The following is a 26,873-nucleotide window of genomic DNA, read 5'->3' on the forward strand; positions in this document are numbered from 1 at the left end:
AAACACCTTATTTCAGATTGCCGCAGAAGCGCTGAATGCGGGTGCAGGCTTCTTCCAGGGCCTCGGTCGAGGTCGCATAGGAAATGCGGAAATTCGGACCAAGTCCGAAGGCCGAGCCGTGGACGACGGCAACGCCTTCAGCCTCAAGCAGCTCGGAGACGAAGTCCTCGTCGCTTTCGATGACCTTGCCGGAGGGCGCCGTCTTGCCGATGGTGCCGGCACAGGACGGGAACACGTAGAACGCCCCTTCCGGAACAGGACAGGAAATGCCGTTGGCCTGGTTGAGCATGGACACCACGAGATCGCGGCGGCCCTTGAAGATTTCGTTGTTCTTCGGAATGAAATCCTGGGTACCGTTCAGCGCCTCAACCGCCGCCCACTGGGCGATGGAACACGGGTTGGAGGTCGACTGGGACTGAACCTTGGCCATGGCCTTGATGAGATCGGCCGGGCCACCGGCATAACCGATCCGCCAGCCGGTCATGGCATAGGCCTTGGACACGCCATTGACGGTCAGCGTGCGCTCATAGAGCTCGGGCGCAACCTGGGCCGGCGTGGTGAACTGGAAGTCGTCATAGACGAGATGCTCATACATGTCGTCGGTCATGATCCAGACCTGCGGGTGCTTCTTGAGCACTTCGCACAGCGCCTTCAGTTCCGCTTCCGTATAGGCGGCGCCGGACGGGTTGGACGGTGAGTTGAAGATCAGCCATTTGGTGCGCGAGGTGATCGCGGCATCCAGCGCTTCGGGAGTGATCTTGAAGGTCGACTTGTCGGCTTCCACGATCACCGGCTCGCCGCCTGCAAGCAGCACCATGTCCGGATAACTGACCCAGTAGGGCGTCGGAATGATGACTTCGTCGCCCGGGTTCAACGTAGCGATCAGGGCGTTGTAAAGCACCTGCTTGCCGCCGGTGCCGACGGTGATCTGGTTGGTCGCGTAGGTGAGACCGTTTTCCCGCTTGAATTTCTCGACGATGGCCGCCTTCAGCTCCGGAATGCCATCCACGGCGGTGTATTTGGTCTTACCGCCATTGATCGCTGCAATGGCAGCTGCCTTGATGTTTTCCGGGGTGTCGAAATCCGGCTCGCCAGCACCGAGACCGATCACATCGCGGCCTGCGGCTTTCAGCTCGCGTGCCTTGTTGGTGACGGCGATGGTCGCAGAAGGTTGTACACGCGCCAATGCGTCAGCAAGAAAGCCCATAATGTCCTCCAGGGGGAAACGGGAATAACAGCGCGCGGACCGTAAAACTGTGCGCTGCGGAAGACAAGGGCCTCATGACTGCAAGTATGACAAAATTGCAAAGAATTGCCGACCAGACGGGAAGAGCTTAGCGATACACCAACAGTCAGCGCGCATTTACATCCGCGTTTCGAGGATCAGTTTCGGATCTTTTGTATCCTCATCGACCAGGCTGCACTTGAAGCGCTTCTTCTTGGTCTGGCCATTGAGGATCGTCACCGGCACCGACACGGGCACGTCGGAATCCTGTTTGGCCGCCCCGAGCAGCTCCGTATAGTTGCTCGCATGTAGCAGCGTCTCAGTGATCGGCTTGCTTTCGATGACTTCGTGCGTCAGGTGATAGGTCTTCATGGCCGCATTGTTGGCTGCGATAATCATGCGCGACTTGGCGTTGACCACGAGCATCGGTGCGCTGCAGATCTCAAACACCTTGGCGAAGTCGACATCACCGCCCATATGGCCGGCGGAAAACAAAACCCCGCCAACCGTACCGCCAATGCGGAAATACATGGCTTCATATTTCAGGTCGGTACTGTCGCCACTGGCCAGCAGGAACTTGCCGCGGCCTGTTGCGCTTGCCCTGCGCGTCAGCGACGCAAGCGCGAGAGAGACAATGGTCCGGCCGACCCGTCCCTGAATATGAGCAACATTTCGCCCCAGGATCAGGCGGGCATCTTCAATCTGAAAGGTTTTCAGAAATCCGTCACTGGCGAAGCGGACATATCCGAAATTGTCGACCAGCAGCACGATCCGGGTGGAGGACGCCACGAAATGCTGCAGGATCGGCGCCAACCCAAGAGCGACCCGCCCCGGATTGTCGTCATGTTCGCCGATAGAGGGAAAACAGATCGCCAGAATGCGCCCATCGGGAAGTTCATAGCGATTGGCGACGATTGGAACACCGGGAATGCGGTGATCCGGCCCGCCGCCGACATCGAACGGCCCCGCCTGGCCGTCTCTGATCGCGCCCTGCACGAGATGCAGGATTGTTTTCCGGTCTTCAGGCGACAGGTGCCGCAACGCTTCATTGGACGGCGCTTCCTGCAGATCCTTGACTTCGCTGTTGAAATTCTGCGAACCGACCTCGTGCCAGAGAATGGTTTTTTTGCTGATATCGGCGATGAAGAATTGCAACCCAGCCAATGACAGGGCGGGCATTTCCCCGGCAGGCTTTGGTGCGGGTGCCGGCGCCGTCGCGGCATCGTTCGGCTTTGCCGCCGTGGCGCGTTGCGCTGCATTAACTGTCATTCTAGGCCTGGTCTTTTTGCAAAAGCTCTCCCGAAACCACACTATCCCGCTCAATTCCAAACAAACACTAAAATCAGGCCTTAAAAACGTAGGCCATCGTAAATTTTGGCGAACATATTCATGTAAATTTCAAAATATGTTTAAAACTGTACTCTAGATTTAACATTTCGTTTACTTAAATTTTTGCATTCAAATGGAAGAAACCACCCAAAGAAAACTCGAAATCGGACGCATGCCACACGCCTAGCTTAGAGAATGGACCGGAACACGGAAGCAACTTGTTCCGTCGTCGGCTTCGGCCCTTGACCAGTGGCATACATCAGCGAGATGCCGTCAATCAATCCGGCGCAGGTCTCGATCGGCACATCCTTACGGCCGTCCGCAATTAGCCTGAGAAAAAATGCGATCGGACGGCGCGCTGCAGCACTCAACTGCTCGCCGACCTCGGCAAGTTCGGAACGCCGGGCAGCCGCTATCGTCAGTTCCATCCGTGCCAGAAACAAATGGCGGGAGGCGTCCGTATAACTTACAAGTTCGTCTGCCACAAAGGCGATAGCCTCCTCGAGCCCCTCCTTGGCCGCCTTTTCAGCGAACCTAACCTGCAAATCATCGCAGTCTTTTTCAAGAAGGCTTGCGAGATGTTCAGCCGCCGCAGTCAAAAGCTCGGCTTTTTTGGGAAAATAATAGGATGTGGACCCCTGCGGCAAAGCAGCTGCCTCGTCGACAGCGCGATGGGTTACGCCCTCCAGCCCCTTGTCCGCCAACAGACCGATGACCCCATTCAGGATGCCTTCGCGGCGTTCGGTTTTCTTGTTTGACATTTTTCCTCTACAGATGTAGTAATTTTCCATTCAAATGAGTAGCCACACTCTACCTAGGTAGTATTTCTTATGACACAATCCATTCAGCGAATGAACCCGCCATCGCTTCCCGACGCAAGTACGATTGGCTATTCCCAGATCTCGGTCGTTGAGAGCGGCCGCCTTGCCTATGTGTCTGGACAAGTCGCCTTGCGCCCCGACGGAACGCCTCCCCCCGCAGATCTGGGCGGACAGGCGAGAATTGTCGCAGCAAATGCCAAAGCCGCGCTTGAGGCATTGGGCGCAACCCCGGAAGATATCGCCATAGCCCGCTGTTTTGTCACCGACCTTACACCGGAAAGGCTCGAAGAGGGTTTCACCCCGATCCTAGATCTGTTTGCCGGCGCGCAGCCGTGTGTGACCGGTGTTGGCGTCGCCGCCCTGGCTGCCCCGGACCTCCAGATCGAGCTGGAATTGACCGTGAGATTGCCAAACTAAACCCGCGCGGCTGAGCTAAGCCTCAGGGCATTTGACCCGATAGGATCACCACACGGTGAGACTTGCGGAGCAAAATAAGGGAGAGTGGGCAACCTTCTCTCCCACATTCATTGCCGAGTTTTGCGAAAAGGCTCCTTCCTCAGAAACAAATCTCACAACCCTTTGTGGCACACCGCTCCCCCACCTGCCAGCTGGTGGCAAATGCCGCAAAATGGTCATGAAATCACTCAGGGCCCGTCAGATTCGAGTCGGTCTGCCAGCACAATTGCGAGCCACATTGAAGCTACCCTAGCTGATGGAGGCCAATATGGTTGACACCGTGATTGAGACTGAAACCCGGACAACAATGTCAAACGCGTTTCCGCCCGTGGTGTTGTTCGTTCTGGCCGCCGGTGTGCTGATGCTGATGTCAACATGGGAGCCCCGGCTGGCTTTGCCTTTGGTGGCGTTTTTCGCCATGGCCGTCGCAACCCGGCTGCTTGGCAAGCGCCTTTACCGCGACCTCACCGGCACCCCTTCCAGCGACTAACAAACCAAGTCGTCAACGCCGACCATCGCCCCGAAGCCTGCATTTCAGAAAATAGTCATGTCCAACGCTGATACGTCAAACCGCCGCAAGAGCGGATCTCAACAGACCGAAATGAACGCCGCCCGGCCCTTGCTGCAAGCCATTTTTCTGGGTGTCGTGCTGGCGGCAGCCCTTGTTGCCGCGGCAGTCATGGCAAATCCGGACGAGATGGGTGCACCGCCACTGCCCGTTCACCAGCAAAACTCGTACAGCCAGTACTAAAGCCGGAGACAGTACAAGCCTGCGGAAGACGCCAATCGGCTCCGCAGGCCTGCCCGATGCTGAGCGTCTTGAACCTAGGACGCGACAAGTTCTTCAAAGGCGGTCTTCAGCTGGTAAGACCCACGTTGCCCTTGCAAGATGTCCTGAAGCGCGCCCTCCTTGTCGAACAAGAGCAGCGTGACATGCTGCACTCCGTAACGGGTCGCGAAACTTCGCCCCTTTTCGGTTCTGATATTGGCAACCACGTAATCGATCTCTTCACCTTCAAGCATGTCCAGGGCCTTGCGGGTCTCCTTCTGGAGCGCCAGGCACAAGGAACATTGCGGATCATGGATCTGCACGATAGTTGCGCGCCCGTTCCCGACACGGTCCAGATCATGTTCGTGCATGGTATTCATCACGTTCTGAGCGAAGACGTAGCCGGTGCCACCGAGCAGGGCCGTGCCGATCGCCACGTTGCGCAACAGGCGCAGGACACCCCGCCGATCCGGTCCCGTTTTTTCGGCCTGAGCGGAGGTCTGAGCGGCACGTTTTGCCTTTCGGTTGCTGTTTTTCCGTTGCTTTTTCATGTCTCACCTGTTTCCAACAGTTGGATATTCCGTGTCAGCTCACGACAATCTCGGCACCCGGCCGGACCCTGTCGAAAAGATCGATCACGTCCTGGTTCACCAGCCTGACGCAGCCTGAAGAAACGGCCCGACCGATCGACGCCGTCTCGGCGGTGCCATGCAGCCGGTAGAGCGTGTCGACCTTGCCCTGGAAGATGTAGAGAGCCCGCGCGCCCAGCGGATTGTCGAGGCCCGGAGCCATGCCACCATTGCGGGCGCTGTATTTTTCAAGATGCGGTTCGCGCGCAATCATCTCGTCTGGAGGTGTCCAGGTCGGCCAGGGCCGTTTCCATGCGATCCTGGCCCTGCCGGACCATTCGAAGCCCTGCCGCCCCAGCCCGACGCCATAGCGCATGGCCGTACCGCTGGGCTCAACGAGATAGAGATAGAAGTTTCTGGTATCGACGATGACCGTTCCAGGGGCTTCCCCGGTCAGATAGGATATACGCTGGCGCCGAAACGCGGGTTTCAGCTCCGCGGGATCGACTGCCGGCACTGGGAAAGGTTCCGACGGGCGTGGCCCATAGGCCAGTTGAAAGGCAGGGTCTGCCAGAGGGAGAACCGGCTCGGGCAAAGGAACCTGCCGGGTGGTGCAGCCAGCCAGCGTCAGTCCGGCCATGCTCAAACTACCCGCAAGCATCTTGCGGCGTGTCATTACGGTTTTCATCGGGTCTTGTCCGGGCGCCTCTTAAAGAACCACAACCCGGGTTCCAACCGGCACCCGTTCATAGAGATCGATCACATGGTCATTGATCATCCGGATGCAGCCGTTTGAGACGGACCGGCCAATTGAGGACGGCTGGGTGGTCCCATGGATCCGGTAGTAGGTGTCGCGGCCGTTGCGATAAAGATAGAGCGCTCTGGCACCAAGCGGGTTGTTGACCCCTCCCGGAACGCCATTCGCATAGCGGGCGTATTTCTGCGGTTCGCGGCGGATCATGTTCTTCGTCGGTGTCCAGCTCGGCCATTCCGCCTTGCGCTGGACTATGGCGCTGCCCTGGAAAGCCAGTCCGGCTTTTCCGACACCAACGCCATAGCGCCGCGCCCGTCCCCATCGTTCCATGAGGTAGAGAAAATGGTTGCGCGGATCGACCACGATCGTGCCTGGCGCATAGGTCATTGAATAAAAGACACTTTGCGGCACATAGGCAGGATCGAGCTTGAACGTCTTCTTGAACTTTTCGGTGTGATGGGCCTGAGCGACACCAACCGGTGCTGCGAGCAGCATTGCGCCGCCAAGCAGCAAATCTCTTCGCTTCAACATGGAAGATCTCCTGATTTATCTGGACTGTTGGCCGATGGTGTCGGCCGGATGACAGGGACAGACGATCAGGAATTGGGGGGACGTGGCTCCAGGCGGGTCGCGACGGAGCTCCGCCGGATGGGTCTTATCGTATCAGGCGTTTCGGCTGCATTGAACGCCTCCAGAAACGCGGTGCCGATAACGGCCTTGCAGTCAGAGGATTTGCAGTAGCTCGGTGCTGTGTCCGCAGTACCGGGTTCCTCCGCCGGTTGACCTGCCTCCACGCCGTCAAGGCCCTGGAGACCAGTTCCCTGAAGATGGACCACGCCAGTTTCCGCTTCCGGAAACTCGACATTGCCGCGCGCAAGGCTTTGCTGGAGACCGGCAAGCAGCAATCCGACAATGATGAGAATCCGAAACATGGCGGCAGGTTAGCGGTGATTTCCGGCAATACCCAGACACCGTCTTTCACACTCGCGTGAGCAGGTGCAGACTGTCTTTGGCGCTCCGGCATCTTCATGGAAAGAACCCGGCGCCGAGAGGCGCTGCAAGCAGCCGGAACATGCCACACAAAAGCAGAGGCCCGGCTCCACGTGCTTGCGTGAAAGCCGAGCCTCAAGTGCCCGGTCCGCCCCCGGTAAACTGTCCCAACACGTCACCATTCCCACTCGGAAGTCACACTGCGTGTGAGCAACGGAGCTCAATGTTGATCCCCGTCAAAGACAGGACTGTGTTTATCACTCAAGTAAAGCAATGAGGACGTCTGCCCGCAAGACCGACCCGGTCCTCCAGGGCACATGCGCCATCGATTAACTTAAACCCCGTTCACTGCGGCGGTTTCCGGGGGATAACCCTGGGGAAAGCCTCTCGGGGACCTGGAAGGGAATTCGCGCCATGACCATTGCCAACAGCCCAAAGTGGATCGATAAAGAAAACTCAGGCTCGTCGGAGGCAGCAATGGACATCAACCTCACACTCTCCGCAGACACGATCCGAATGTTTGCGCAAAAGGCCCGCGCGGCCGCCTCATCCCTTGAAGACAGTTTCGAAGACGGTCACGAAGGTGACGTTGAATTTGACGCGGAAACTCTCGAGGAAAGCCACAATCACGACGGCCTCGCGGAAGAGGAAAACGACGACCTTTCCGACGAGGAGCTGCGCGAGTTGATCGAGGACCTCAATGTGGACGAGGCCGCCGAACTTGTCGCCATCACCTGGATCGGCCGAGGCGATTTCGACGCCGAGGATTTCGACCAGGTTGTTGATGAAGCGCGTGAACGGGCCGTGGGTTCGACGGCCAAGTATCTCCTGGGCATGCCCTTGCTGGCGGACTATATGGAAGCGGGCCTCGACGCACTCGACCTCTGAGCGGCGCCGTTTCCTCCCTGGTTTCAACGTGTTCTGCAAGGTCAAGCAGAGCGGGCAAACTTTACCGCCTCCTCCACAAGTTTACGCTTTCCTTGGGAAAACCGGTTAGGATTTGATTTACCATCTTTTCGCCGCCGGGCAATTGCCTCACTCTCGCCTGATTGATGGTTGGGACGAGAGCAATCGGCCTGCTGAAGTCAGCCCTTTGCTCTCTCAATTTGGAAACGCTCAGCGTCAGGTCACGCGATAGCAAACGATTGACTGTTGCTGAAGTTGGGAGTTGAGGGCAATGCTGCAAGACCCGGCAAACCATGATGTTTACGATGCCCATCGTCCGTCACCCTGGCCCTTTGTCGGCGCCATGATCGCCGCCTCGGCGCTGATCACAACACTTGTTGTTGCCTTCAGCGGCTAGCTGTTTCGCGACCGGCCTGCTGCACCTCTGGCAGGCAAACGTCTGTCCGGTCCAGCTGGCCGTTGAAATCAGAGAGATGTGAGAATGCGCGCTCCGCGTCTGGCCGTGATCGATCTTGCGCGCGGGCTCGCGGTCATCGCGATGGTGATCTACCACTTCTCGTGGGATCTCTCCTGGTTCGGATTCGTTCATTGGCCCGTCGCTCAAGGTTTCGGCTGGCGCCTGTTTGCCGGTTCAATCGCGGGCAGCTTTCTGTTCCTTGCCGGAATCAGTCTGGATCTGGCGCATCATGAGGCCATTCGCTGGGGGGCGTTCTGGCGCCGCCTGGCAATGATTGCCGCGGCCGCGGCAGCTGTCTCATTGGTCACCTTTTTCGCGTTCGCCGACAGTTTCGTCCGCTTCGGCATTCTGCACAGCATCGCTGCCGCCAGCCTGATCGCTTTGCCCTTTGCACGCCTGCCTGCCTGGATGGCCCCGGCCGCTGCCCTGTTTTTTCTGACGCTGCCGCTCTGGGCCACATCTTCCGTCTTCGACGGACCGTTCTGGTTATGGACCGGGCTGGGCAAAACGGGTTTTGCCAGTGTCGACTACGTCCCGGTAGCACCCTGGACGGGGGTGACGCTCGCCGGTCTCTCCCTGTCGAAGGGTTTCCGAAAATTCGGCGTCTGGCAAAAACTGGCGTTTTTTGGTTTTGCTGGTGCCTCTGGCATGGGGCTTCGCCTGGCCGGCCGTCATTCCCTGACCATCTACCTCCTGCACCAGCCGATTCTCTATGGGCTGGTCTGGAGCGCTGCCCAGGTCACGCCTGAACTTGACCGGGCCAGCAATGCATTCATCCGGAACTGCACAATCGCCTGCCAGGATACCTATGCTTCCCCCAGCGCCTGCAGTGCCGCCTGCACCTGCACAGTCGACAGGCTGAAAACGGACGGTAACTGGGAGGATCTCAACAAGGATCCCCTGAACCAGTCTCTCCGCCAGCAGATGAACGAGACCTATGCCATCTGCCTTGCGGAGCCCGGAGATTGACCGCGCGACTACCAGGGGAAGGGGCTGAAAGGCGCGCGCAGACACCCCCAACGCTCGGACGACAACCGTGAGGGCTCCAGAAGCCCCAAAATCTCGAACAGGTCGCGCGAAACCGGATCTACCCAGACCCCGGCAAGAACAGCCGCGCAAAGCGCAGCAAAAATCTGCCTGACGTGAATTCGTTCGCCGCGCGCCATAGCCCTACCTCACATTACACCCCAAGCGCCCGATAGCTGGTTTCGAACTGGCCTCGCTCTAGCCGGGCAGATCCGGCAACCGCCTCAATCGGCAAAGCAACCTGTCGCGCCGCTCCCTTGCGAAGGGAAGAAAAACTGTCTCATCACGCCCGGCCAACAGTTGCTCAAGAGCCCAGAAAGCCGATACTGCGTCACACCGGACCTTCATGACATCAAGTTCCAACGCCGACGGACGTAGGTGTCCGGCCCCCGCCGCGCAATAACTCTCCAGAAGAACCGTTTCCGATCGGGCACAAAAATCGTGCTCCAGAATAGCATAGGCAAGGTCCCAGGCAGGGGGCGCCATGGCGGAAAACTCCCAATCGATCAGCCAGAAACCGCCAGCGGCAAGAAGACAGTTTCCTGGAGAAACATCCCCATGACTCGGAACCAGCAAGGCCGTCTGTTCGCCAGCCTGTTTCCCAAGCGCGGACAACGCCCTGGCCAGGTCTTGCCATTCGACTGACAGAACACCCTCCTGCGGCAAGCGTGACAGTTGCTCCCGATTGATCTCGCCGGGGTCCAGCTTGCCTTTGAAGAGCTCTGCCGATGCGTGCAGTTTTCCCAAGGCGGCGCCGAGCCGCTGCGGCAAGGTTGTTGGCGGCGGATCGGCAACCGCAACGGCCCGCGTCAGCAGGATCGCGTCCTCGACATCGCAGTAGAGGGGCGGCACGGCGAGGCCCAGCCGGGCTGCAAGGGCCAGATTGTGCGCCTCGGCAACCCGGTCGACCCGGACAGCCTGCTGTTTGAACGGCAAACGCAGATAAAACGTCCCCTGCTCCGCCTCAAGTCGAAAAACGCGATTGCTCAATCCCTGACTGATTGTGACCTGAAATGGCTTGCCGCACGTTTCCAGCAGGCCGGGATGGGCCTGGAAGGCAGCGGAGACTTCAGCAGGAACAGCCTCTGGAAAATCGGAAGGAAGCTGTGGCACAAGCAGACCGTATCCGGGATCAAATCGGGAGAACAGCGCACGCCATGGACAACGTACCGTCCCCCCATATCATCATCACCTATTGCCGCCAATGCAATTGGCTGCTGCGATCTGCCTGGATGGCACAGGAAATCCTGTCCACTTTTTCTGAAGAGACAGGTGCCGTAACGCTGGTGCCGGGCACAGGCGGAATATTCACCATCACCTGTGACGGAACCACGGTCTGGGACCGTCAAGCGGACGGCGGTTTTCCGGAAGCAAAGGTCCTGAAGCAGCGGCTGCGCGATCAGCTATGGCCTGAAAAGGATCTTGGGCACAGCGACCGCAAAAACTGAGATTATGGACATATTACTTTTCATCAACACATATGAGAGTATAATCATTACAAATTCACCGCAATCAACGCAATAAAAGAACCATAGATATGCGGAAAGCCCCATCTACACGCACCGCTCTCTCCGTTGTTTTTGCCGGAATATTATGGGCTGCGGGACTAAACCCTGCATTTTCTTTAGACGGAGCTCAATCAAGGATTGTAATCTACACCGAAGACTACAAGCCACTTTATTTTCAAGACGAAAACGGTGGCATCCAGGGAAAGCTCGCGGATCTCATTCGGGAGATTGCTGCCGAAGCCGATGTGACTTTTGATCTTCACATTCGTCCTTTCAAGCGCGGTCTGAATGCGGTGCGGAACAATGCCGATCATTGTTTCCTTGCGCTCTGGCGCACCACTATGCGCGAGCCCAATTTCAAATGGGTCGGCCCCTTGGCGGTGGATGGCTACGGGCTGTTTGCACTCAAGGGCACCGAAATCACCCTTTCAGAACTCTCCGACAGCTTCGGCTATGCAACCGGTGCCGTCAGCGGCTGGACCAGCACCGTGGAAGTCCAGGATGCTGGTCATCCCAATCTGGTGATCGTTTACGAGGACAATCTCAATGTGAACATGCTGAAACAGGGGCACACTCAGCTTTGGCTGGGAGGACTGGTTTCCACCCCCTTCGTCGCGCAGCAGCAAGGGCTCGAGGTTCAGCTGCTCCTGACGGTCAAACAAGTGGATCTGGCTCTGGCCTGCAATCCCGACATCGATCAGGGCGTGATTGACCGGCTGCAATCTGCCCTTTTGGCGCATAATTCCTCCACATCGACGGATCGCCTGACACAGTGACCGGCCCCTGGCGCCGCTCGGCGGATGGGCCGGCTCCCGTGCCCTGCGCCGTTAACGCAACTGGTCCACAATCCAGCTCGCTGCCATTGCCTCGCGTGAGTCCCGTTCCGGACAATGTCCCGGCGTATCATAGATGACGCGTTTGACATTGTTGCCACGCGCCAGCAGCGCCTCAAGATCTTCCAGTGGGATAACCGGATCGTCATTGGTCACGATCGCGAACATCGGGGTCGCGATTTCAGCACCGTCAAACAGTCCCTGTCGTTTAAGCGAAAGCGTCTCGGCAATAGCAGCAATCTTGTCAAAACCCGCTGCCGGCTCAAGACCAAAGCGGGTCCGAACCCCGTCCATGGTGAATTGCGGGAAATGGGCATAGACCTCAGGCGGTGCCACCAGCGCGCTGTGCACAGGTCCGCACATGAAAATGGCACCTGCCAGATCGAGTTCCGGCCGCGCGAGCCACGCCCGGGCGACCGGGTGCCCGCCGAAACTTGCCCCTTGCAGGAACAGGTTTCTGCCATCGATGTCCGGAAGCGTCCGCAAGTGATTGATGGCAGCGACATGCAGCTTGTCCAGATCCGGCGAAGCGCGCCATACGGCGGACGTGCCCATGCCCGGCAGATCGAGGGACAGCATCGCAATGCCGCGGATGGCAAGCTGTTTTTCGAAGTAAGGTAGCAGCTCCTCCTTGGCGACATCCGACCCCATGGAGACAACCACGGCAGGTACCGGCCCATCGATATCGGGCTTGTGCAGCCAGGCCTTGAAGCTGCGATCTTCAAACGGGATCTCGATTTCTTCAATACTCAGCGGGTGAAGACCGGCAAGTGCCCGGTAGCTGTCCTGCGCGCGCTTCAAGGCGCCGCGCTGCGCCGGATCATCCGTATGTGGCGACGAAGCCTGGAGAAAATAGGTCACGGCTGCCCGAAAACGCCGCTGCGCTGCTGCCTCATCGCCTGCCACTTCGAGGGCACGTCCTTCCTTGAAGGCCTTCTCGCCCGCAGCACGCCATTCTGCAAGCCAGCTGCCCGCACCCTGATAATCCGGGGCGTCCGGCGGGGTCCTGTCCTGCCCCGCATCTGCGATCCGGGTCAATACCCCGTCGATTTCAGAGGCGACGCCGCCAACATGCACCCATTTTTCCGGTTCTACCGGGTGATACCAGGTTCCTTCCTCCGGCGCGCGAAACCGTGCGCCGTCAACCTCCTGCGCCCCAAGCGGTACAGCGCCGACAGAAACCATCGCCCCAAGTGCCAGTCCCCAAATCCCAAATCCAAAACGCATCATCACCTCCATTTTGTCAATCATAGTTGACATTTGACAATGTGATGACGGATTGGGAATTGTCAAGCATGAATGACAGAGCACCGACTCACCCGCCCCGCGCCTCGATCCGCGGCCTTGTCGCCGACCTGTCGGAAGAGCTGGACCGGCGCATGATCGAATTGCGCAAGGGAACGGGTCTTGATGCTGCAAGGCCCGCAGACGCCAATCTGTTCATGATGATCTGCCGAAATCCGCGCACCATTTCCGAACTGGCGCGCGACCGGGGCGTCACCCGCCAGGCCGTACATGCGGCCGTGGCCCGCCTTGTCGAACTGGGTGCGCTTCGCCTGGAGCCCGTGCCGGGCAACAAGCGCGACAAGCGCCCGGTTCCGACGGAACTGGGCCAGCAGGCGCGTGTGAAGGTGGGCAGCCTGGTGCGTCAGCTGGAAGGGGAACTGGAGGCCAGGCTGGGTTCGCAGGACCTGGAGACCTTGCGCGGCCTGCTCCTGCGCCTCCTGGCACCGGCTTCAGACGAGAATACCTCGACCTTGCAGCCCAAAGAGAAGGGGAAGGAAGGCACTTAAGCAGCGCCTTCCTTGAGGGCACTCAATCGGCCTTGGCAACCAGATAGACAAAGGAAAGAAGATGCGCCTTGTTGAAGGCGCCGACCTTTTCGAGAACGGCCCGGTTGGCCGCCCGGAAACGATTGCCCGCTTCAGGACTGTCATAGAAAAGTGTCACCACTTCATCGGGCGTGCGCAGCCCCAATGCCCGATGAACCTCGAGGAAGCTCTCGGTCCTGTAAGGATCGTCGAGGGGGGCAACAATTTCAGCCAGCGTGGCGAGGTCCTTCGACCGTCCGACCGGATCGGAATTGGTGTAGTAGCTGAGTTTCAGAAGATACTCGCGCTGATCAGCCTGTGATCCCCCCGCCACGTCGAACTCCTGTAGATCGCCCTCCAGAAGAAGAAACGGTTGGGCAGTGTCCGGCAGGATGGTTTCCAGTGCAGTCGACTTCAGCGGGCTCTCAGCACAGCTGAGCACGGCAAACCGGTCGAGCTGCGGCAAATCCAGATTGCCTTGCCGTGCCAGCACTTTTCCCGCACGGCGGATGGAACAGTCGTGGCCGGCCGTCATGGCGTTCAGTGCACTTTTGTCTCCCTTATAGAGGGCCACGACCCCGACCGTCTCGGCCATTGCCTGCGCGTTGGCAGCCGCGAACAGCAGGCCACCCGCGGCGACGAAGCGGGAAATTCTGGACAGCATGGTCATCCCTCTACCTCGATCGAAACCTGGTGATCCTTGAACACATCGGTCGGCCTGACATGGGCTTCGGTCTTCAGCGCCTGGATCGCGGCAATCGGTTTTTGCAGCAACACCACCGGATGAGCCGGATGCGGCAGGCCCGGTGCGTTGCCGACAAAGACAGCCGTGAACTGCTTGTCATCCCAGCGATACTCCAGTTCCGCCACCTGGTTGCCTTCATGCACAAGGCCAAGGCGCATATCGCCCTGCATGGGTTGCGGTATGTCCGCGTGAAGCAAATTGATCTGATAGGTCATTCGGGTCTCCTGTGTTTCGGATGCCCTGTCCTATCGCGCTCAAGCTGGTTCGAAAACTATCCAAAGATGATACAACCCGTCGCAAACTTCATCCACCGCCTCCCTCGTTTGCAGCCCCCCAATTGCCGCCACGACGGCGGCATCATTGCTCCTGGGACGCTAACGTCTTGGTATTACTGGCTGGGTGTCTTTATCATTGATTCAGTCTTTCTTTGGCTCTTTTTAAGGGTTTTGCGGCAGAATCGGACCACTTGCAGTTGCCTCGGAGCGCGACCATGACGTTCAAGATGCCGCCCCTCAGGAAGAAGGCCACGGGAACTCCCGCCGAGAGGTCCAGTGGGGGCCCCAAGCCGCGTCTGTTCCTCGACTGGTCGATCAAGACGCAATTGCGGGTCGGTTTTGGAGCTCTGCTTCTGTGTACGATCGCTGTTGGCGCAGGCGGCCTTATCGCCGGGTCTCAGGTGAAGTCTTCTGTGACAACCGCAAAAGCCGCCAATGAGCTGCTTGGCAGCGTGCCGTATCTGCAAAACCACGCTCAGGCCTTCAGCCTGGATGGCAGCAATGCGGCAGCCGATGCAGTTGAGATCGAACTGAACTCAATCACCGACGAGAGCCGTCTTCTGGCCAGCGGACGCCCGCAAGCCGCCGCAAACCTGGAAACGGTTGTCGCTGAATTGAAGGGCGGGTTCACAAAGCTTCGCCAGACACGAGCAGACCGGGACGCGGCAGTGTCGGAGTTGGATACGCTGACTTCCTCTATGGTGCAAACCACGGACAACGCCTTCGAGGAATTCAAGAAACTTGCTGCCTACCGCTCGGCTCTGGCCATCACCAACGAAGGCAAGATGAACGACCTGTCCAAGGTCGCGCCGCGCCTCAGTGACATGCGCATTGCCACGATCGTGCTCGCCCAGGAAGCGGAAGCCTTTGCTGCCAATCCGGACAAGGCCCTGGCCAAGGCCCTCGGCGATCGGGTGAAAGATCTCGACAAGGACGCCAAGGCCGTTCGCAGAACCGTGAAAACCAAGGCGATCAAGGACGACGTCAAGAAGCTCACCAAAGGCTCAAAGGCCTATGCCAAGCTTCTGAAAGCTCATATGAAAACTCCGGAGGCCGACGCCTGGAAGACCACCATCCAGCCGGCCACCCAGGAACTGGTCGCTCTGACCGATGGCATCATCAAGGCTGCCGAAGAGCCTATCGACGCGTTGAGAAAGGATCTGCGCGATTTCGACAAGGCCTCCGCCGACATTGCGCTGCTCTCGAACTACACCCAAAGCGTCGCCCGCAATGTGCTCGGTGTGCGCAGCGCTTATGCCGACTTCCTGAACACCTCGTCCCCGGAGGCGTCCGGCTCCTTTGAACGTTATCTGGCGGAAGCGCAGCTGGAACTTGAAAATCTTGAGAAAGTGCGGACGGCGGCCGGCAAGAACACCTCCGACAAAGCCTTGACCGATCTCCTCAATGGCCCTTTGAAAATTCTTGTCGCTGCCGGCAACAAAGACCTGCCGAAACTCGGAACATCCTTCGAAACCGTCAGAACAGCGACAAGCACGCTGCAGAGCAGCCAGCAGGACTTTGCGACGGCGGCCGCGTCTCTGACGGAACAGGCGGAAGCGATCAGCGCCTCATCCGGGGAGACCGCCGTTTCCAGCGCAGCCGCGGCCCAGACCCAGATTTCCCTGACGCTTGCGCTCGCGATCGCTCTCGGTATTGCCTTCGTCATCCTGCTGTCCGTGGCCATCGTGCGCCCGATCCGCAGCCTGACCGAAGCGATGCTGAAACTGAAGGACGGCGACACCGACCTCGACCTTCCGGCGGCCATTCGCAAGGATGAACTCGGCCAGATGGCCAAGGCTGTCGCCACGTTCAGCGACCGGGAGCGCGAACGCATGCGCCTGGAAGCGGAAACCGCAGCCAGCCAGGAGCAGGTGCGTCAACGCCAGGACACCGTCGATGCCCTGGTCGCCGAATTCCGCCAGGACATTGAGACCGCCCTCGACACCGTCACCGGCAACATGCAGCAGCTCGACAACACGGCGGAACAACTGTCCGAGATCGCGCGCACGACGACCAGCCGCAGTGAAGATGTCAGCTCCGCTTCCAGCCAGGCCAGCCACAATGTGCAGACCATTGCGGCCGCAACCGAGGAACTGAGCGCATCGGTCCAGGAAGTGGGCCGCCAGGTCGGCGACACGCTCACCCGTGTCGAGGAAGCCTCCGGCGCCACCAGGACCTCCAACGAGCAGATCCGCGGCCTGTCGGCCTCCGCCGAACGCATCGGCGCCGTGGTTCAGCTGATCCAGGACATCGCCGAACAGACCAACCTGCTGGCGCTCAACGCAACCATCGAAGCCGCCCGGGCCGGAGAAGCGGGCAAAGGCTTCGCCGTCGTGGCTTCTGAAGTGAAATCCCTTGCGGGCCAGACCGCCAAGGCAACCGACGAAATCTCCAGCCAGGTGACCGAAATCCAGCAGGCCACCCATGCTGCCGTTGAGGCGATCAGCGGGATCATGACCATGATGGAGGACGTCAACGAAACCGCGGCTGCCATGGCCAGCTCTGTGGAACAGCAGGCGGAGGCGACTTCCGAGATCTCCAGCGGCGTCTCCCAGGCGGCCGGTCAGACGGCCAGCGTGTCGGAGAACATTGGCGACCTTTCCAGAGGCTCCGGCGAAACCAGCCAGTCGGCCCGGGAAGTCGAAGACATTGCCGAGGCCGCCACCAGCCATCTGGCCGAGGTCACGACACGGATCGACCGTTTCCTGAAAGATGTTGCGGCCGCCTGACAAGTCGGCACATGGCTCCCAAAAGGCGATAGCCAACAGTGAAGCGGTCCTGGCACCGCTTCACTTGGTTTGAAAAATCATCCATAACATCGGCAGCATGTTCGAAATATCATCCAGTTGACCGACCAATGCATTGGGATCATCTCCGCGCCTTTCTGACCTTCCTGCGCGAGGGCTCCGTCCGGCAGGCGGCCAGAAGCCTCAATACCACCCATTCCACTGTCGCCAGGCAGCTCAAGGCACTGGAAGCCGATCTGGGTGGCGCGCTGTTCGAGCCAGGCCCGAAAGGCCGTGCCCTCACGCCGCTCGGTCGCCGCATTCTGCCGCTTGCCGAACGCATGGAACAGGACGCGGCCGCCATCGGACGGGCCGCCTTTGCCGAGGACACAAGCCTTGCCGGTCCGGTCTGCCTCTCGGTTTCTGAAAGCCTTTACCTGAGTGTTCTGGCACCGGTGCTCGACCGGTTTTTGCACCAGTTCCCGATGATCACTCTCGAGCTGGCAATGTCCGATCATCTCTCCAGCCTGTCGCGCCGGGAAGCCGATGTGGTGATCAGGATCACGAAGTCACCGCCAGACAGCGCAATTGGCCGAAAGGTGTCGACCAGCCCGCTTTGCGCCTATGCGGCCCCGGTCTATCTGGAAAACAGGCCCAAACTCGATCGCTGGATTGCGATTGACTATGACCCCTCGCTCAAGCCCGTCCTGCCGGCGCGCACCGTCGCGACCACCAGCACACTGCCATCGGCTGCGCGGCTGATGCGGGACGGTCAGGGCATAGGCCTGATCCCCTGCTATTTTGGCGACACGGATCCGGGCCTGGTGCGATTGCCCGGCCACGATCCGGTGCCGGATATGGATATCTGGGTTCTGACCCACGCGGATCTGAAAACCAATCCGCGGGTGCGTGTCCTGATGGACTTTCTCTATGACGCCTTTGGTGAACTCGCCCCGATCCTTGCCGGAACAGGCCCCTCATCTACCTGACAGTCTGTGCGGCTGATCGCTGGAACAGCGGTTGCCGACGCCAAGAAAAAGCCGGCGGGTGGGAGCCGCCGGCCAGTCAGGAAACTCCGAAGAGCAAACACCAAAATTCTGTCCCGGCCGAAGAAAGTCTCCGGCCGGTTCCGGCTTATGGCTGCCGTTTGGAGATCATCAGGCGAACCACCAGCGCTCGATGGCGCGGAAACCGTCCAGCGTCCAGTTGGCGGCCACCTTGTCCGGATGCTGGACCTTGTCGTTATGCGCCATCACATAGCTGGCAAACATCGGAATGATCACGCCACCATCCGTGCGCACCATGTTCTGCATTTCGGCATACATGTCAGCGCGCTTGGTCTCGTCCAATTCGGACCGGGCACTGACCAGCAGGTCATTGAACCGCTCGTTTTCCCAGAACGTGTCGTTCCACGGCGCACCCGAAGCGTAGGCGACCGAGAACATCCAGTCTTCCGTCGGCCGGCCACCCCAATAGACCGCGCAGAACGGCTTCTTCATCCAGACATCAGACCAGTAACCGTCATTGGGTTCACGCACCGGCTGGATGTCGATACCGCATTTATCGGCGGAACTGGAGAAGAGAACGGTTGCGTCGACAGCACCACCGAAGGCGGCATCCGCCGCGGACAGCTGAACCTTGAGCGAATCGAGACCGGCCTGTTTCAGAAAGTATTTTGCCTTGTCGGGATCGTAGGTCGTCTGCTCCAGATCCTTTGCATAGAAACGGTTGGACGGGCTGATCGGATGATCGTTACCGACCGACCCGTAGCCAAACAGGATCTTGTCGACCAGTTCCTGACGATCGATGGCATGCTTCAGCGCCATCCGCACATTGACGTCATTGAACGGCGCCGCGCGCGTGTCCATGGCAAAGGTGTAATGCTGGGTTCCGGTGGTCGACAGGATGCTCACATTCGGCGCACGCTGGAAAAGGGCCACCGTCTTCAGATCCACGCCGTCAATGACGTCGACATTGCCGGTCATCAGCGCGGCCTGGCGTGCGGCCGGGTCGACGATTGCCATCAGCACAATGCCGTCGAAATGGGCTCGGTCGGTCTTCCAGTAGTCCGGATTGCGGGTCATTTCGGCGATGTAGCCCGGCGTGTAGTTCGTCACCTTGTAGGGGCCGCAACCAATGGCACTGGTCGGATCGATCGCCCCGTCCTTGGATGGCAGGATCGGCAGGTGATAGTCGCTGGCCACAAACGGGAAATCGGCATTGCCGGCTTCCAGGGTGAAGACAACATTATCGCCATCGACGCTGATGTCCTGGATCGGATCGACAAAGGGTTTGGCCGCCGACGTGCTGTCCTCACCGCGGTGATAGTTGATCGACGCGACCACATCCTCCGGTGTGACGGTGCCGCCGTCATGGAAGGCAACGCCCTTGCGGATCTTGAAGGTCCAGGTCTTTGCGTCCGGTGAGGCTTCCCAGCTTTCCGCCACTTCACCGACCAGCGAGCCGTCTGCGGCGATTTCCACAAGGTAGCCGTTGCGCGCCGTGCCGAAGACCTGAACATAGGCATTGTCCCAGGTGCCCGGATCATAGTTGTCGTTGGTATTGCCATGCGCCATGCCGACCCGAAGCACGCCGCCTTTCTTGGGCTGGGCTGCCGCCGGGCTGACACCGAACTGGCTGGCAAAGGCTGTCGCCCCCAAGGCAGCCGTTCCCTGCAGGATGCTTCGCCGGGACACCCCGCCACTCAGATCGAATTTCTTGTCTTTGGTCATTCTCCTGTCCCCTGTTCTGGTTCTCGTTCAAGAAAATGCCGATGGGTTTCTGTCGTGCACAGGATTTGTCTTTTCTGATTTGCTCTCTCCCGCGGCCCCTGCCCGACAGGAAGGCGCCTGAAAATCAGTCTATGCCGTTTTTAATTGATCGCTCAATTAAAAAAAAGCTAGACAATTTAACCTGTGGACTTAACGGCAGCGGAGTGACGGCATGGCGAAGCGTAAGAACATCCTGATCCTGATGGTCGACCAGTTGAACGGGACGCTATTTCCCGACGGTCCCGCCGACTTTCTGCACACGCCCAATCTCAAAAAGCTGGCGGAGCGCTCGGTTCGCTTTGAGAACACCTACACGGCGTCGCCGCTCTGCGCGCCGGGACGCGCAAGCTTCATGTCAGGCCAGCTGCCCAGGCGCACCGGCGTCTATGACAATGCTGCGGAGTTTGCGTCCGACATCCCGACCTATGCCCACCACCTGCGCCGGGCCGGTTACACTACCTGTCTTTCCGGCAAGATGCATTTTGTCGGCCCGGACCAGATGCACGGCTTTGAAGAACGGCTCACCACCGATATCTACCCAGCCGATTTCGGCTGGACACCGGACTACCGCAAGCCGGGGGAACGCATCGACTGGTGGTATCACAACATGGGTTCGGTCACCGGTGCCGGTGTCGCGGAGATCTCCAACCAGATGGAGTATGACGACGACGTGGCTTTCCAGGCCGTGCGCAAGATCTACGACTATGGCCGCGGCAATTACGATCGGCCCTTCTGCCTGACCGTCAGCTTCACCCATCCGCACGACCCGTATGTTGCCCGCAAGAAGTACTGGGATCTCTACGAGGATTGCGAACACCTGCTGCCGCCGGTTCCGGCCATGGACTATGACGATCACGACCCGCATTCCAAGCGCATTTTCGATGCCAATGACTGGCGCAGATTCACCATCACCGAAGACAATATCCGCCGCTCGCGCCGGGCCTATTTCGCCAATATCTCCTATCTCGACGACAAGATCGGTGAAATCCTGCACGCGCTGGAGGCCATGCACCTGTCAGAGGACACGACAATCCTGTTCGTCTCCGACCATGGCGACATGCTTGGCGAGCGCGGTCTCTGGTTCAAGATGTCCTTCTTCGAAGGCTCCTCCCGCGTGCCGCTGATGATCGCCGACAAGGATCTGTCTCCGGGTCACATCTCTACGCCGGTCTCGACTCTCGACGTGCTGCCGACGGTCTGCGATCTCGGCGGCATCGACATGAGCGAGATCATGCCCTGGACAGACGGCATGTCGCTGGTGCCGCTGGCAGGCGGCACGGACCGCACCGAGCCTGTCCTGATGGAATATGCCGCCGAGGCCTCCTATGCACCCCTGGTCGGTATCCGCGACGGCGACTGGAAATACGTCCATTGCGAGCTCGACCCGCCCCAGCTTTTCAACCTGGCCGACGACCCGCATGAACTGACCAATCTGGCGGCAGATCCGGCGCATGCAGAACTGGCCGGCGACTTCGCGGCCCGCGTCGAACACCAATGGGACATGGGCGCCTTTGACGGCGAGGTTCGCCAGTCCCAGGCCCGGCGCTGGATCGTCTATGAAGCCCTGCGCAACGGCGCCTATTTCCCCTGGGACTACCAGCCCCTGCAAAAGGCCTCCGAACGCTACATGCGCAACCACATGGACCTGAACGAGGTCGAGGAAGGCCAGCGCTTTCCGAGGGGCGAGTGAGGAAAAATTGACAACCGAAATCAGTCGGATAGGTTGTATTCCTACAACAACATACAATCCATCCGCTTATGAACCCTGCGATCTTCTATTACAAACCCGACAGTCCTTATGACGACATTAAGGGCGTCCAGCACCATTTTCCGAAGCGGTATCTGAAAACTGTCGAACAGGCCCTTGGTGACTGGATCGTCTACTACGGACCGATTTCAAGGTTGCCGAGCAGGTATTACACCGCGATAGCGAAACTGGTTGACATTCGCGAAGACACCAGAACACCTGATCACTTTTTTGCCACTCTTGAAGGTTGTTTGGATTTTGATAGACCGCTCGAATATACTGAATTAGGCGGATATGAAACGGGTTTCATCATGGACGACGGCAGACCTAACGGAGGTATTGCCGTCAACGCCATTCGCGCTCTGAGCAATGCAGATTTCAGAAAAATTATTGAAAACGGTTTTTCTGAAACCGAGGAGTGGCCTGCAAGGAATGACGAGCCAGAAGGTCGCAAACCACAAGTGTTTTTTTCGGATAATGAACAGTCTCCGATTACCGGGTTTCCAACCGACCGAAAAATCTTAACTCAGATCATTAATCGCCCTTTTCGGGACGCTAAATTCCGACAACACATCAGAAAACTCTATGACCGCACATGTGCCTTTACAGGACTGCGTCTGATTAACGGCAAAGGACGTCCGGAAGTCGAAGCAGCGCACATTATTCCTGTCGAATGCGGTGGCAACGATTCTGTTCAAAACGGCCTTGCCTTGTCTGGAACAGTGCATTGGATGTTCGACCGCGGCCTATTGAGCTTGTCCGATGAATTCGACATCCTTGCATCTCGCCAACTCAACTACGATGTCTCTCACTTGCTCAACAGAGACATGAAGGCCATTTTGCCAAACGACACATCATCGCGCCCTCATCCGCACTATTTGCATTGGCATCGTACGAATAGGTTCAAAAACTAGCGCGACTGAAAACCCAGACGAACCTAATGTTGGCTCGCCGTCAAAACCCACAGTCGGAGCAAGCGCTACCGCGCTAACATCCGTTCACATCCGCCGCACAGTAGAACCCGTCGGTCGAGTTGCCGCAGCAATAGGTATAGCCGGGCGAGTCGCAGTAATAATCCGAGGAACCGCAGCGGCCGGCAATCTGCAACAGCGGGGCCGGATTTGCCGCATCGGGTTGCCGGGCAAAGTCCGGGCTGACAATCCGCGACGACATGTTCGGAAGCGCAGGCACCTCCAGGTCCCGGTGCAGGCTGGCCAGCACAATGCGGGCGGCGCTCAAATCGGGCGTGTCCCTGAAAGAGGCCGGGTCAGCCTGGGTCGGCGACGACAGGCCGAGCGCCAGAACCAGCGCGCTGAGCTTGAGCGTAACTTGAGTGTTCATCTTTCGCCTCCTCCGCGCAAGATGTTGATTTTCCGACTGTTCTGAACGCCTTTACTTATAGCACAATCGGGCGCCTGCAGACATTCAGCAAACTACGCAGCACGCATAGGTGGAACGGTTACGTTTGGCGTTCAGAGGGGGAGAGCGAAACAGGTCGCGACCCTGAAACCCGAAGATCGACCGCGACAGCGACCAAGGACATGATGTTCTTGAAAAGCCACTTCCTGACACCCTCATGTCAGGAGACTGACAGGAAGTGGCGTAAAGCGGAACAAAGCCGCAACAGACCCCTTCCCTCGCGCGCGCAACCGGACCATATTGCGCTGATGAGCAAGCGCCCGAAAAATCCTTCCGCCGACGACACCGCCAGCGACGAAACCAGCGGCTTCGGTGAAGCCCCGCAAAAACCGCTGTCAGGAGCGCCCCTGAGCGGCTCCATCAGCGACTGGGCCGCCGAGATTTCCGAGGAAGCCGACAAGCCCGCGCCAAAGGCCGCAGCGAAAAAGGCTGCGAACACGAGTGCCAAAAAATCCAAACCGACCAAGTCGTCCCGCGGCACCTCCATCGGCAAGGCCGACAGCGTGCGCGAACGGGCGGCGGGCGGGCTCAATCCCGTGGCCGGGCTCGACATTTCGCTGGAAGAGGCGGAAAAGCTCGAGGCCGAGCTGAAGGAGCACAAGAAGGCCAACAAGAAGAAGGCCAAGGAAAGCAAGTTCGGCGAATTGACCGGCAACCAGGGCGCCACCGCCACGGTCGAGGCCCTGTCCGCGCTGATCGAGAGCGGCAACCCGCTTCACAAGAACGGCGAAGCCTGGATCCCGCACCGCCCGGAACGCCCGCCGAAATCGGAAGGCGGCGTCGAGATCGTTCTGAAATCCGAATATGAACCGCGCGGCGACCAGCCGACTGCGATTGCCGATCTGGTCGAAGGCATGGAGGGCGGCGAGCAGACCCAGGTGCTGCTTGGTGTCACGGGTTCGGGCAAGACCTACACCATGGCCCAGGTGATTTCCCGCACCCAGCGCCCGGCGCTGATCCTGGCACCGAACAAGACCCTTGCCGCCCAGCTCTATGGCGAGTTCAAGGCCTTCTTTCCGGACAATGCGGTCGAGTATTTCGTCTCCTACTACGACTATTATCAGCCGGAAGCCTATGTCCCGCGCACGGACACCTATATCGAGAAGGAAAGCTCGATCAACGAACAGATCGACCGGATGCGCCACTCCGCCACCCGCGCCCTTCTGGAGCGCGACGACGTCATCATCGTCGCCTCGGTGTCCTGCATCTACGGTATCGGCTCGGTCGAGACCTATACGGCGATGACCTTCGCCATCGAGGTCGGCGAACGCATGGATCAGCGCCAGCTGATCGCCGACCTTGTGGCCTTGCAATACAAGCGCAACGATGCCGCCTTCCAGCGCGGCACCTTCCGGGTGCGCGGCGACACGATCGAACTCTTCCCGGCCCACTACGAAGACCGCGCCTGGCGCATTTCCATGTTCGGCGACGAGATCGAGGCGATCACCGAATTCGACCCGCTGACGGGCCAGAAATCTGGCGAGCTGAAAAGCGTCAAGATCTACGCCAACTCGCACTATGTCACGCCCAAGCCGACGCTGAACCAGGCGACCAAGTCGATCAAGGAAGAGCTCAAACACCGGCTGGACGAGCTCAACAAGCACGGCCGTCTTCTGGAAGCACAGCGCCTGGAACAGCGCACCATGTTCGATCTGGAGATGCTGGAGGCCACCGGCTCCTGTGCCGGCATTGAGAACTATTCCCGCTATCTCACCGGCCGCAAGCCGGGCGAACCGCCCCCCACCCTGTTCGAATATCTGCCGGACAATGCCATCGTTTTCGCCGACGAAAGCCATGTCACCATTCCGCAGATCGGCGCCATGTACCGGGGCGACTTCCGCCGCAAGGCGACGCTGGCCGAATACGGCTTCCGTCTGCCCTCCTGCATGGACAACCGGCCGCTGCGCTTCGAGGAATGGAACGCCATGCGGCCGCAATCCATCGCGGTCTCCGCCACGCCCGGCTCCTGGGAGCTTGACCAGTCCGGCGGCGTCTTCGCCGAACAGGTGATCCGTCCGACCGGCCTGGTCGACCCGGTCATCGACATCCGCCCGGCCACCAGCCAGGTCGACGATCTCCTGGGCGAGGTGCGCGAGGTTGCGGCCAAGGGCTACCGCACCCTGGTCACCACCCTGACCAAGCGCATGGCCGAGGACCTGACCGAATACCTGCATGAAAACGGCGTCCGCGTGCGCTACATGCATTCCGACATCGACACGCTGGAGCGCATCGAGATCATCCGCGATCTGCGCCTGGGTGCCTTTGACGTTCTGGTCGGTATCAACCTGCTGCGCGAGGGCCTCGACATCCCGGAATGTGCGCTGGTCGCCATCCTGGACGCCGACAAGGAGGGTTTTCTGCGCTCGGAAACCTCGCTGGTCCAGACCATCGGCCGTGCCGCGCGAAATGTCGACGGCAAGGTGATCCTCTATGCCGACCACATGACCGGCTCCATGGAGCGGGCTATTGCGGAAACCGAGCGCCGCCGAGAGAAACAGCTCGCCTATAACGAAGAGCACGGCATCACGCCGGAAAGCGTCAAGCGCAACATCGCCGACATTCTCGACAGCGTCTACGAGCAGGATCATGTCACCGTCGATGCCGGCTTTGCCGAGGAAGGCTCGCTGGTCGGCCACAATCTGGCGGCCCATATCGAGGATCTGGAAAAACAGATGCGCGACGCCGCCGCCGATCTCGACTTCGAGACCGCCGCACGGCTACGCGACGAGATCAAGCGCCTGCAGGAAACCGAGCTGGCCGTCGCCGACGACGCCATGGCCCGCCAGTCCGACGTCGACAGCAAGACCGGCGGCTACCGCGGCGACCGCAAATTCGGCGCCGGCGGCACCAAGGAAGGCGCCAGCGGCAAGAAGAAACTCACCGCCAAGGACAAGGCCAAAGCCGCCAGAGAGAAAAACGCCCTGCCCTCGCCAAGTGCCAAGGTGCGCAAGAACGCGCTGGACGAAATGACGGTCGGCCGCACCGAAGTGCCGCTGGGGTCAGACGATCCGAAACCGGTGGTGCGCGGCAAGATCGGCGCGGGGTCCTACGAGGACCCGGCGGAAGAGAAGCGGCGGCGTGGCCGGCCGAAGAAGAGCGGGCGGCCGGGGCAGTAAACATGAAAAGGGCTCTTGGAGTGAATGGGCCCCGGATCAGGTCCGGGGTGACATCAGAGGGTTTGGCACAGCCTGCGCATTCAACAGCAAAGGCCCAGTCGCAAAAGCTGCTCCAATCGCTATGCAGCATCTCCTTCACCGACTAAGCTTTCCCAAAAGCCTGCGGGGGAGACCAACTCATGCGCGCCATCCTCGCCATTCTGGGTGCCATCGTCGGGGCCGTTGTCGGTTATATCGGCGCGTTTTTCACCGCGTACCCGATCTTCGTTGCCATCGAAGGCAGCGACATGAATGGCGGCATTGCCATGGGCGTTGCGGTCACTGTCGGGCCGCTGATGGCGATCGTCATGGCAATCCTCTTCCTGTTTCTGGTGTTGAAGCTGGTCAAGCCGAAGCCCCGGCCGGAACCGGTGATCGATCCGAACGAGGACCCGGACGAAAAATTCTTCCGCCCACCGCCTGGCAAGGGCCCCGGCCCGGACACCCAGACGCTGGTGGCCGTCGGGGTCGTCATTTTGATGATTGTGCTCGGGGTGAACTGGCTCTGGGGGTGAGCAAACGTCCTCCATTCGCCACCGTCATTCCGGACAAGTGCAACGTAGCTGTGTGCCGATCCGGAA

The 26,873-nt window shown here is 59.3% G+C and carries 28 protein-coding genes; 15 read left to right on the plus strand and 13 right to left on the minus strand.

The genetic code is table 11. The features are described from left to right. Nucleotides 1-7: 7 nt before the first annotated feature. The 3 genes from ACO6TG_RS07490 to ACO6TG_RS07500 all read right to left on the minus strand — a co-directional run bounded on the left by ACO6TG_RS07490 (nt 8) and on the right by ACO6TG_RS07500 (nt 3,345). Nucleotides 8-1,207, minus strand: a complete 1,200-nt coding sequence (locus ACO6TG_RS07490; protein ID WP_422377599.1) for a pyridoxal phosphate-dependent aminotransferase — start codon at nt 1,205-1,207, stop codon at nt 8-10. 156 nt (nt 1,208-1,363) lie between these two features. Next, the gene (locus ACO6TG_RS07495) at nt 1,364-2,494 is read right to left on the minus strand and encodes a hypothetical protein (RefSeq protein ID WP_422377600.1); all 1,131 of its coding nucleotides are present in this window, start codon (nt 2,492-2,494) and stop codon (nt 1,364-1,366) included. A gap of 248 nt (nt 2,495-2,742) precedes the next feature. After that, a complete protein-coding gene (locus ACO6TG_RS07500) occupies nt 2,743-3,345 on the minus strand; it encodes a TetR/AcrR family transcriptional regulator (protein WP_422377601.1) in 603 nt (200 codons plus the stop codon). Between the two features lie 39 nt (nt 3,346-3,384). Here ACO6TG_RS07500 and ACO6TG_RS07505 point away from each other — a divergent pair, with 39 nt between their 5' ends. The 3 genes from ACO6TG_RS07505 (at nt 3,385) to ACO6TG_RS07515 (ending at nt 4,582) form a co-directional block, all read left to right on the plus strand. Further along, nucleotides 3,385-3,792 carry a RidA family protein gene (locus ACO6TG_RS07505; RefSeq protein ID WP_422377602.1) on the plus strand — a complete coding sequence of 136 codons (408 nt, stop codon included), beginning with the start codon at nt 3,385-3,387 and terminating at the stop codon, nt 3,790-3,792. 307 nt (nt 3,793-4,099) lie between these two features. Further along, nucleotides 4,100-4,321 carry a hypothetical protein gene (locus ACO6TG_RS07510; RefSeq protein ID WP_422377603.1) on the plus strand — a complete coding sequence of 74 codons (222 nt, stop codon included), beginning with the start codon at nt 4,100-4,102 and terminating at the stop codon, nt 4,319-4,321. A 57-nt stretch (nt 4,322-4,378) separates the two neighbouring features. Further along, nucleotides 4,379-4,582: a hypothetical protein gene (locus ACO6TG_RS07515; RefSeq protein WP_422377604.1), complete on the plus strand. Its 204-nt coding sequence runs from the start codon at nt 4,379-4,381 to the stop codon at nt 4,580-4,582. Nucleotides 4,583-4,656: 74 nt separating this feature from the next. Here the strand turns inward: ACO6TG_RS07515 and ACO6TG_RS07520 are convergent, their stop codons facing one another. From ACO6TG_RS07520 to ACO6TG_RS07535, 4 genes are all read right to left on the minus strand, one after another. Beyond that, nucleotides 4,657-5,151, minus strand: coding sequence for a hypothetical protein (locus ACO6TG_RS07520; protein WP_422377605.1), 495 nt, complete (start codon nt 5,149-5,151; stop codon nt 4,657-4,659). A gap of 34 nt (nt 5,152-5,185) precedes the next feature. Next, a complete protein-coding gene (locus tag ACO6TG_RS07525) occupies nt 5,186-5,857 on the minus strand; it encodes a L,D-transpeptidase (protein ID WP_422377606.1) in 672 nt (223 codons plus the stop codon). 21 nt (nt 5,858-5,878) lie between these two features. Continuing rightward, complete coding sequence (locus ACO6TG_RS07530) at nt 5,879-6,454, minus strand: L,D-transpeptidase (protein WP_094071863.1); 576 nt, start codon at nt 6,452-6,454, stop codon at nt 5,879-5,881. A gap of 65 nt (nt 6,455-6,519) precedes the next feature. Beyond that, entirely contained in the window at nt 6,520-6,855 is a 336-nt protein-coding gene (locus tag ACO6TG_RS07535) for a hypothetical protein (RefSeq protein ID WP_422377607.1), read from the minus strand. Nucleotides 6,856-7,390: 535 nt separating this feature from the next. On the opposite strand from ACO6TG_RS07535, the gene ACO6TG_RS07540 reads away from it, so the two are divergent. The 3 genes from ACO6TG_RS07540 to ACO6TG_RS07550 all read left to right on the plus strand — a co-directional run bounded on the left by ACO6TG_RS07540 (nt 7,391) and on the right by ACO6TG_RS07550 (nt 9,245). Next, nucleotides 7,391-7,801 (plus strand): DUF3775 domain-containing protein, encoded by a 411-nt coding sequence (locus ACO6TG_RS07540; protein ID WP_422377608.1) that lies wholly within the window; start codon nt 7,391-7,393, stop codon nt 7,799-7,801. 289 nt (nt 7,802-8,090) lie between these two features. Beyond that, nucleotides 8,091-8,216 (plus strand): hypothetical protein, encoded by a 126-nt coding sequence (locus ACO6TG_RS07545; RefSeq protein ID WP_256386434.1) that lies wholly within the window; start codon nt 8,091-8,093, stop codon nt 8,214-8,216. A gap of 84 nt (nt 8,217-8,300) precedes the next feature. Further along, nucleotides 8,301-9,245 carry a heparan-alpha-glucosaminide N-acetyltransferase gene (locus ACO6TG_RS07550; RefSeq protein WP_422377609.1) on the plus strand — a complete coding sequence of 315 codons (945 nt, stop codon included), beginning with the start codon at nt 8,301-8,303 and terminating at the stop codon, nt 9,243-9,245. A gap of 255 nt (nt 9,246-9,500) precedes the next feature. On the opposite strand, the gene ACO6TG_RS07555 is transcribed toward ACO6TG_RS07550, so the two are convergent. Then, nucleotides 9,501-10,415 (minus strand): phosphotransferase, encoded by a 915-nt coding sequence (locus ACO6TG_RS07555; RefSeq protein ID WP_422377610.1) that lies wholly within the window; start codon nt 10,413-10,415, stop codon nt 9,501-9,503. 44 nt (nt 10,416-10,459) lie between these two features. On the opposite strand from ACO6TG_RS07555, the gene ACO6TG_RS07560 reads away from it, so the two are divergent. Next, nucleotides 10,460-10,750 carry a SelT/SelW/SelH family protein gene (locus ACO6TG_RS07560; RefSeq protein ID WP_422377611.1) on the plus strand — a complete coding sequence of 97 codons (291 nt, stop codon included), beginning with the start codon at nt 10,460-10,462 and terminating at the stop codon, nt 10,748-10,750. Nucleotides 10,751-10,839: 89 nt separating this feature from the next. Beyond that, a complete protein-coding gene (locus tag ACO6TG_RS07565; protein WP_422377612.1) occupies nt 10,840-11,586 on the plus strand; it encodes a substrate-binding periplasmic protein in 747 nt (248 codons plus the stop codon). A 51-nt stretch (nt 11,587-11,637) separates the two neighbouring features. On the opposite strand, the gene ACO6TG_RS07570 is transcribed toward ACO6TG_RS07565, so the two are convergent. Beyond that, complete coding sequence (locus ACO6TG_RS07570) at nt 11,638-12,870, minus strand: alpha/beta fold hydrolase (protein WP_422377613.1); 1,233 nt, start codon at nt 12,868-12,870, stop codon at nt 11,638-11,640. A 68-nt stretch (nt 12,871-12,938) separates the two neighbouring features. On the opposite strand from ACO6TG_RS07570, the gene ACO6TG_RS07575 reads away from it, so the two are divergent. Next, nucleotides 12,939-13,436, plus strand: a complete 498-nt coding sequence (locus ACO6TG_RS07575; protein ID WP_422377614.1) for a MarR family winged helix-turn-helix transcriptional regulator — start codon at nt 12,939-12,941, stop codon at nt 13,434-13,436. A 22-nt stretch (nt 13,437-13,458) separates the two neighbouring features. Here the strand turns inward: ACO6TG_RS07575 and ACO6TG_RS07580 are convergent, their stop codons facing one another. Together ACO6TG_RS07580 and ACO6TG_RS07585 are read right to left on the minus strand one after the other, a co-directional pair. Then, a complete protein-coding gene (locus ACO6TG_RS07580; RefSeq protein WP_422377615.1) occupies nt 13,459-14,118 on the minus strand; it encodes a hypothetical protein in 660 nt (219 codons plus the stop codon). A 2-nt stretch (nt 14,119-14,120) separates the two neighbouring features. Beyond that, a complete protein-coding gene (locus ACO6TG_RS07585) occupies nt 14,121-14,414 on the minus strand; it encodes a hypothetical protein (RefSeq protein ID WP_422377616.1) in 294 nt (97 codons plus the stop codon). Nucleotides 14,415-14,689: 275 nt separating this feature from the next. Between ACO6TG_RS07585 and ACO6TG_RS07590 the strand changes: the two genes are divergently transcribed. Together ACO6TG_RS07590 and ACO6TG_RS07595 are read left to right on the plus strand one after the other, a co-directional pair. Beyond that, nucleotides 14,690-17,203, plus strand: a complete 2,514-nt coding sequence (locus tag ACO6TG_RS07590) for a methyl-accepting chemotaxis protein (protein WP_422377617.1) — start codon at nt 14,690-14,692, stop codon at nt 17,201-17,203. Nucleotides 17,204-17,331: 128 nt separating this feature from the next. Beyond that, complete coding sequence (locus tag ACO6TG_RS07595; RefSeq protein WP_422377618.1) at nt 17,332-18,189, plus strand: LysR family transcriptional regulator; 858 nt, start codon at nt 17,332-17,334, stop codon at nt 18,187-18,189. A gap of 168 nt (nt 18,190-18,357) precedes the next feature. Here the strand turns inward: ACO6TG_RS07595 and ACO6TG_RS07600 are convergent, their stop codons facing one another. Next, nucleotides 18,358-19,932 carry an ABC transporter substrate-binding protein gene (locus ACO6TG_RS07600; protein WP_422377619.1) on the minus strand — a complete coding sequence of 525 codons (1,575 nt, stop codon included), beginning with the start codon at nt 19,930-19,932 and terminating at the stop codon, nt 18,358-18,360. 211 nt (nt 19,933-20,143) lie between these two features. On the opposite strand from ACO6TG_RS07600, the gene betC reads away from it, so the two are divergent. Both betC and ACO6TG_RS07610 read left to right on the plus strand, forming a co-directional pair. Next, entirely contained in the window at nt 20,144-21,661 is a 1,518-nt protein-coding gene (gene betC / locus ACO6TG_RS07605) for a choline-sulfatase (RefSeq protein ID WP_422377620.1), read from the plus strand. 68 nt (nt 21,662-21,729) lie between these two features. Next, complete coding sequence (locus ACO6TG_RS07610; protein ID WP_422377621.1) at nt 21,730-22,632, plus strand: HNH endonuclease; 903 nt, start codon at nt 21,730-21,732, stop codon at nt 22,630-22,632. 73 nt (nt 22,633-22,705) lie between these two features. Here ACO6TG_RS07610 and ACO6TG_RS07615 read toward each other — a convergent pair whose 3' ends face one another. Then, a complete protein-coding gene (locus tag ACO6TG_RS07615; protein ID WP_422377622.1) occupies nt 22,706-23,059 on the minus strand; it encodes a hypothetical protein in 354 nt (117 codons plus the stop codon). 326 nt (nt 23,060-23,385) lie between these two features. Here ACO6TG_RS07615 and uvrB point away from each other — a divergent pair, with 326 nt between their 5' ends. Next, a complete protein-coding gene (uvrB, locus tag ACO6TG_RS07620) occupies nt 23,386-26,253 on the plus strand; it encodes an excinuclease ABC subunit UvrB (protein ID WP_422377623.1) in 2,868 nt (955 codons plus the stop codon). Nucleotides 26,254-26,432: 179 nt separating this feature from the next. After that, nucleotides 26,433-26,807 carry a hypothetical protein gene (locus ACO6TG_RS07625; protein WP_422377624.1) on the plus strand — a complete coding sequence of 125 codons (375 nt, stop codon included), beginning with the start codon at nt 26,433-26,435 and terminating at the stop codon, nt 26,805-26,807. Nucleotides 26,808-26,873 lie beyond the last annotated feature (66 nt).

Source organism: Roseibium sp., assembly GCF_965233565.1.
GTDB lineage: Bacteria > Pseudomonadota > Alphaproteobacteria > Rhizobiales > Stappiaceae > Roseibium.

Excerpts from the sequence above, each read along its gene's own strand:
- ACO6TG_RS07490 (WP_422377599.1), bottom strand. The coding sequence starts at position 1,207 with ATGGGCTTTCTTGCTGACGCATTGGCGCGTGTACAACCTTCTGCGACC.
- ACO6TG_RS07495 (WP_422377600.1), bottom strand. The coding sequence starts at position 2,494 with ATGACAGTTAATGCAGCGCAACGCGCCACGGCGGCAAAGCCGAACGAT.
- ACO6TG_RS07500 (WP_422377601.1), bottom strand. The coding sequence starts at position 3,345 with ATGGAAAATTACTACATCTGTAGAGGAAAAATGTCAAACAAGAAAACC.
- ACO6TG_RS07505 (WP_422377602.1), top strand. The coding sequence starts at position 3,385 with ATGACACAATCCATTCAGCGAATGAACCCGCCATCGCTTCCCGACGCA.
- ACO6TG_RS07510 (WP_422377603.1), top strand. The coding sequence starts at position 4,100 with ATGGTTGACACCGTGATTGAGACTGAAACCCGGACAACAATGTCAAAC.
- ACO6TG_RS07515 (WP_422377604.1), top strand. The coding sequence starts at position 4,379 with ATGTCCAACGCTGATACGTCAAACCGCCGCAAGAGCGGATCTCAACAG.
- ACO6TG_RS07520 (WP_422377605.1), bottom strand. The coding sequence starts at position 5,151 with ATGAAAAAGCAACGGAAAAACAGCAACCGAAAGGCAAAACGTGCCGCT.
- ACO6TG_RS07525 (WP_422377606.1), bottom strand. The coding sequence starts at position 5,857 with ATGAAAACCGTAATGACACGCCGCAAGATGCTTGCGGGTAGTTTGAGC.
- ACO6TG_RS07530 (WP_094071863.1), bottom strand. The coding sequence starts at position 6,454 with ATGTTGAAGCGAAGAGATTTGCTGCTTGGCGGCGCAATGCTGCTCGCA.
- ACO6TG_RS07535 (WP_422377607.1), bottom strand. The coding sequence starts at position 6,855 with ATGTTTCGGATTCTCATCATTGTCGGATTGCTGCTTGCCGGTCTCCAG.
- ACO6TG_RS07540 (WP_422377608.1), top strand. The coding sequence starts at position 7,391 with ATGGACATCAACCTCACACTCTCCGCAGACACGATCCGAATGTTTGCG.
- ACO6TG_RS07545 (WP_256386434.1), top strand. The coding sequence starts at position 8,091 with ATGCTGCAAGACCCGGCAAACCATGATGTTTACGATGCCCATCGTCCG.
- ACO6TG_RS07550 (WP_422377609.1), top strand. The coding sequence starts at position 8,301 with ATGCGCGCTCCGCGTCTGGCCGTGATCGATCTTGCGCGCGGGCTCGCG.
- ACO6TG_RS07560 (WP_422377611.1), top strand. The coding sequence starts at position 10,460 with ATGGACAACGTACCGTCCCCCCATATCATCATCACCTATTGCCGCCAA.
- ACO6TG_RS07565 (WP_422377612.1), top strand. The coding sequence starts at position 10,840 with ATGCGGAAAGCCCCATCTACACGCACCGCTCTCTCCGTTGTTTTTGCC.
- ACO6TG_RS07570 (WP_422377613.1), bottom strand. The coding sequence starts at position 12,870 with ATGCGTTTTGGATTTGGGATTTGGGGACTGGCACTTGGGGCGATGGTT.
- ACO6TG_RS07575 (WP_422377614.1), top strand. The coding sequence starts at position 12,939 with ATGAATGACAGAGCACCGACTCACCCGCCCCGCGCCTCGATCCGCGGC.
- ACO6TG_RS07580 (WP_422377615.1), bottom strand. The coding sequence starts at position 14,118 with ATGCTGTCCAGAATTTCCCGCTTCGTCGCCGCGGGTGGCCTGCTGTTC.
- ACO6TG_RS07585 (WP_422377616.1), bottom strand. The coding sequence starts at position 14,414 with ATGACCTATCAGATCAATTTGCTTCACGCGGACATACCGCAACCCATG.
- ACO6TG_RS07590 (WP_422377617.1), top strand. The coding sequence starts at position 14,690 with ATGACGTTCAAGATGCCGCCCCTCAGGAAGAAGGCCACGGGAACTCCC.
- ACO6TG_RS07595 (WP_422377618.1), top strand. The coding sequence starts at position 17,332 with ATGCATTGGGATCATCTCCGCGCCTTTCTGACCTTCCTGCGCGAGGGC.
- ACO6TG_RS07600 (WP_422377619.1), bottom strand. The coding sequence starts at position 19,932 with ATGACCAAAGACAAGAAATTCGATCTGAGTGGCGGGGTGTCCCGGCGA.
- betC (WP_422377620.1), top strand. The coding sequence starts at position 20,144 with ATGGCGAAGCGTAAGAACATCCTGATCCTGATGGTCGACCAGTTGAAC.
- ACO6TG_RS07610 (WP_422377621.1), top strand. The coding sequence starts at position 21,730 with ATGAACCCTGCGATCTTCTATTACAAACCCGACAGTCCTTATGACGAC.
- ACO6TG_RS07615 (WP_422377622.1), bottom strand. The coding sequence starts at position 23,059 with ATGAACACTCAAGTTACGCTCAAGCTCAGCGCGCTGGTTCTGGCGCTC.
- uvrB (WP_422377623.1), top strand. The coding sequence starts at position 23,386 with ATGAGCAAGCGCCCGAAAAATCCTTCCGCCGACGACACCGCCAGCGAC.
- ACO6TG_RS07625 (WP_422377624.1), top strand. The coding sequence starts at position 26,433 with ATGCGCGCCATCCTCGCCATTCTGGGTGCCATCGTCGGGGCCGTTGTC.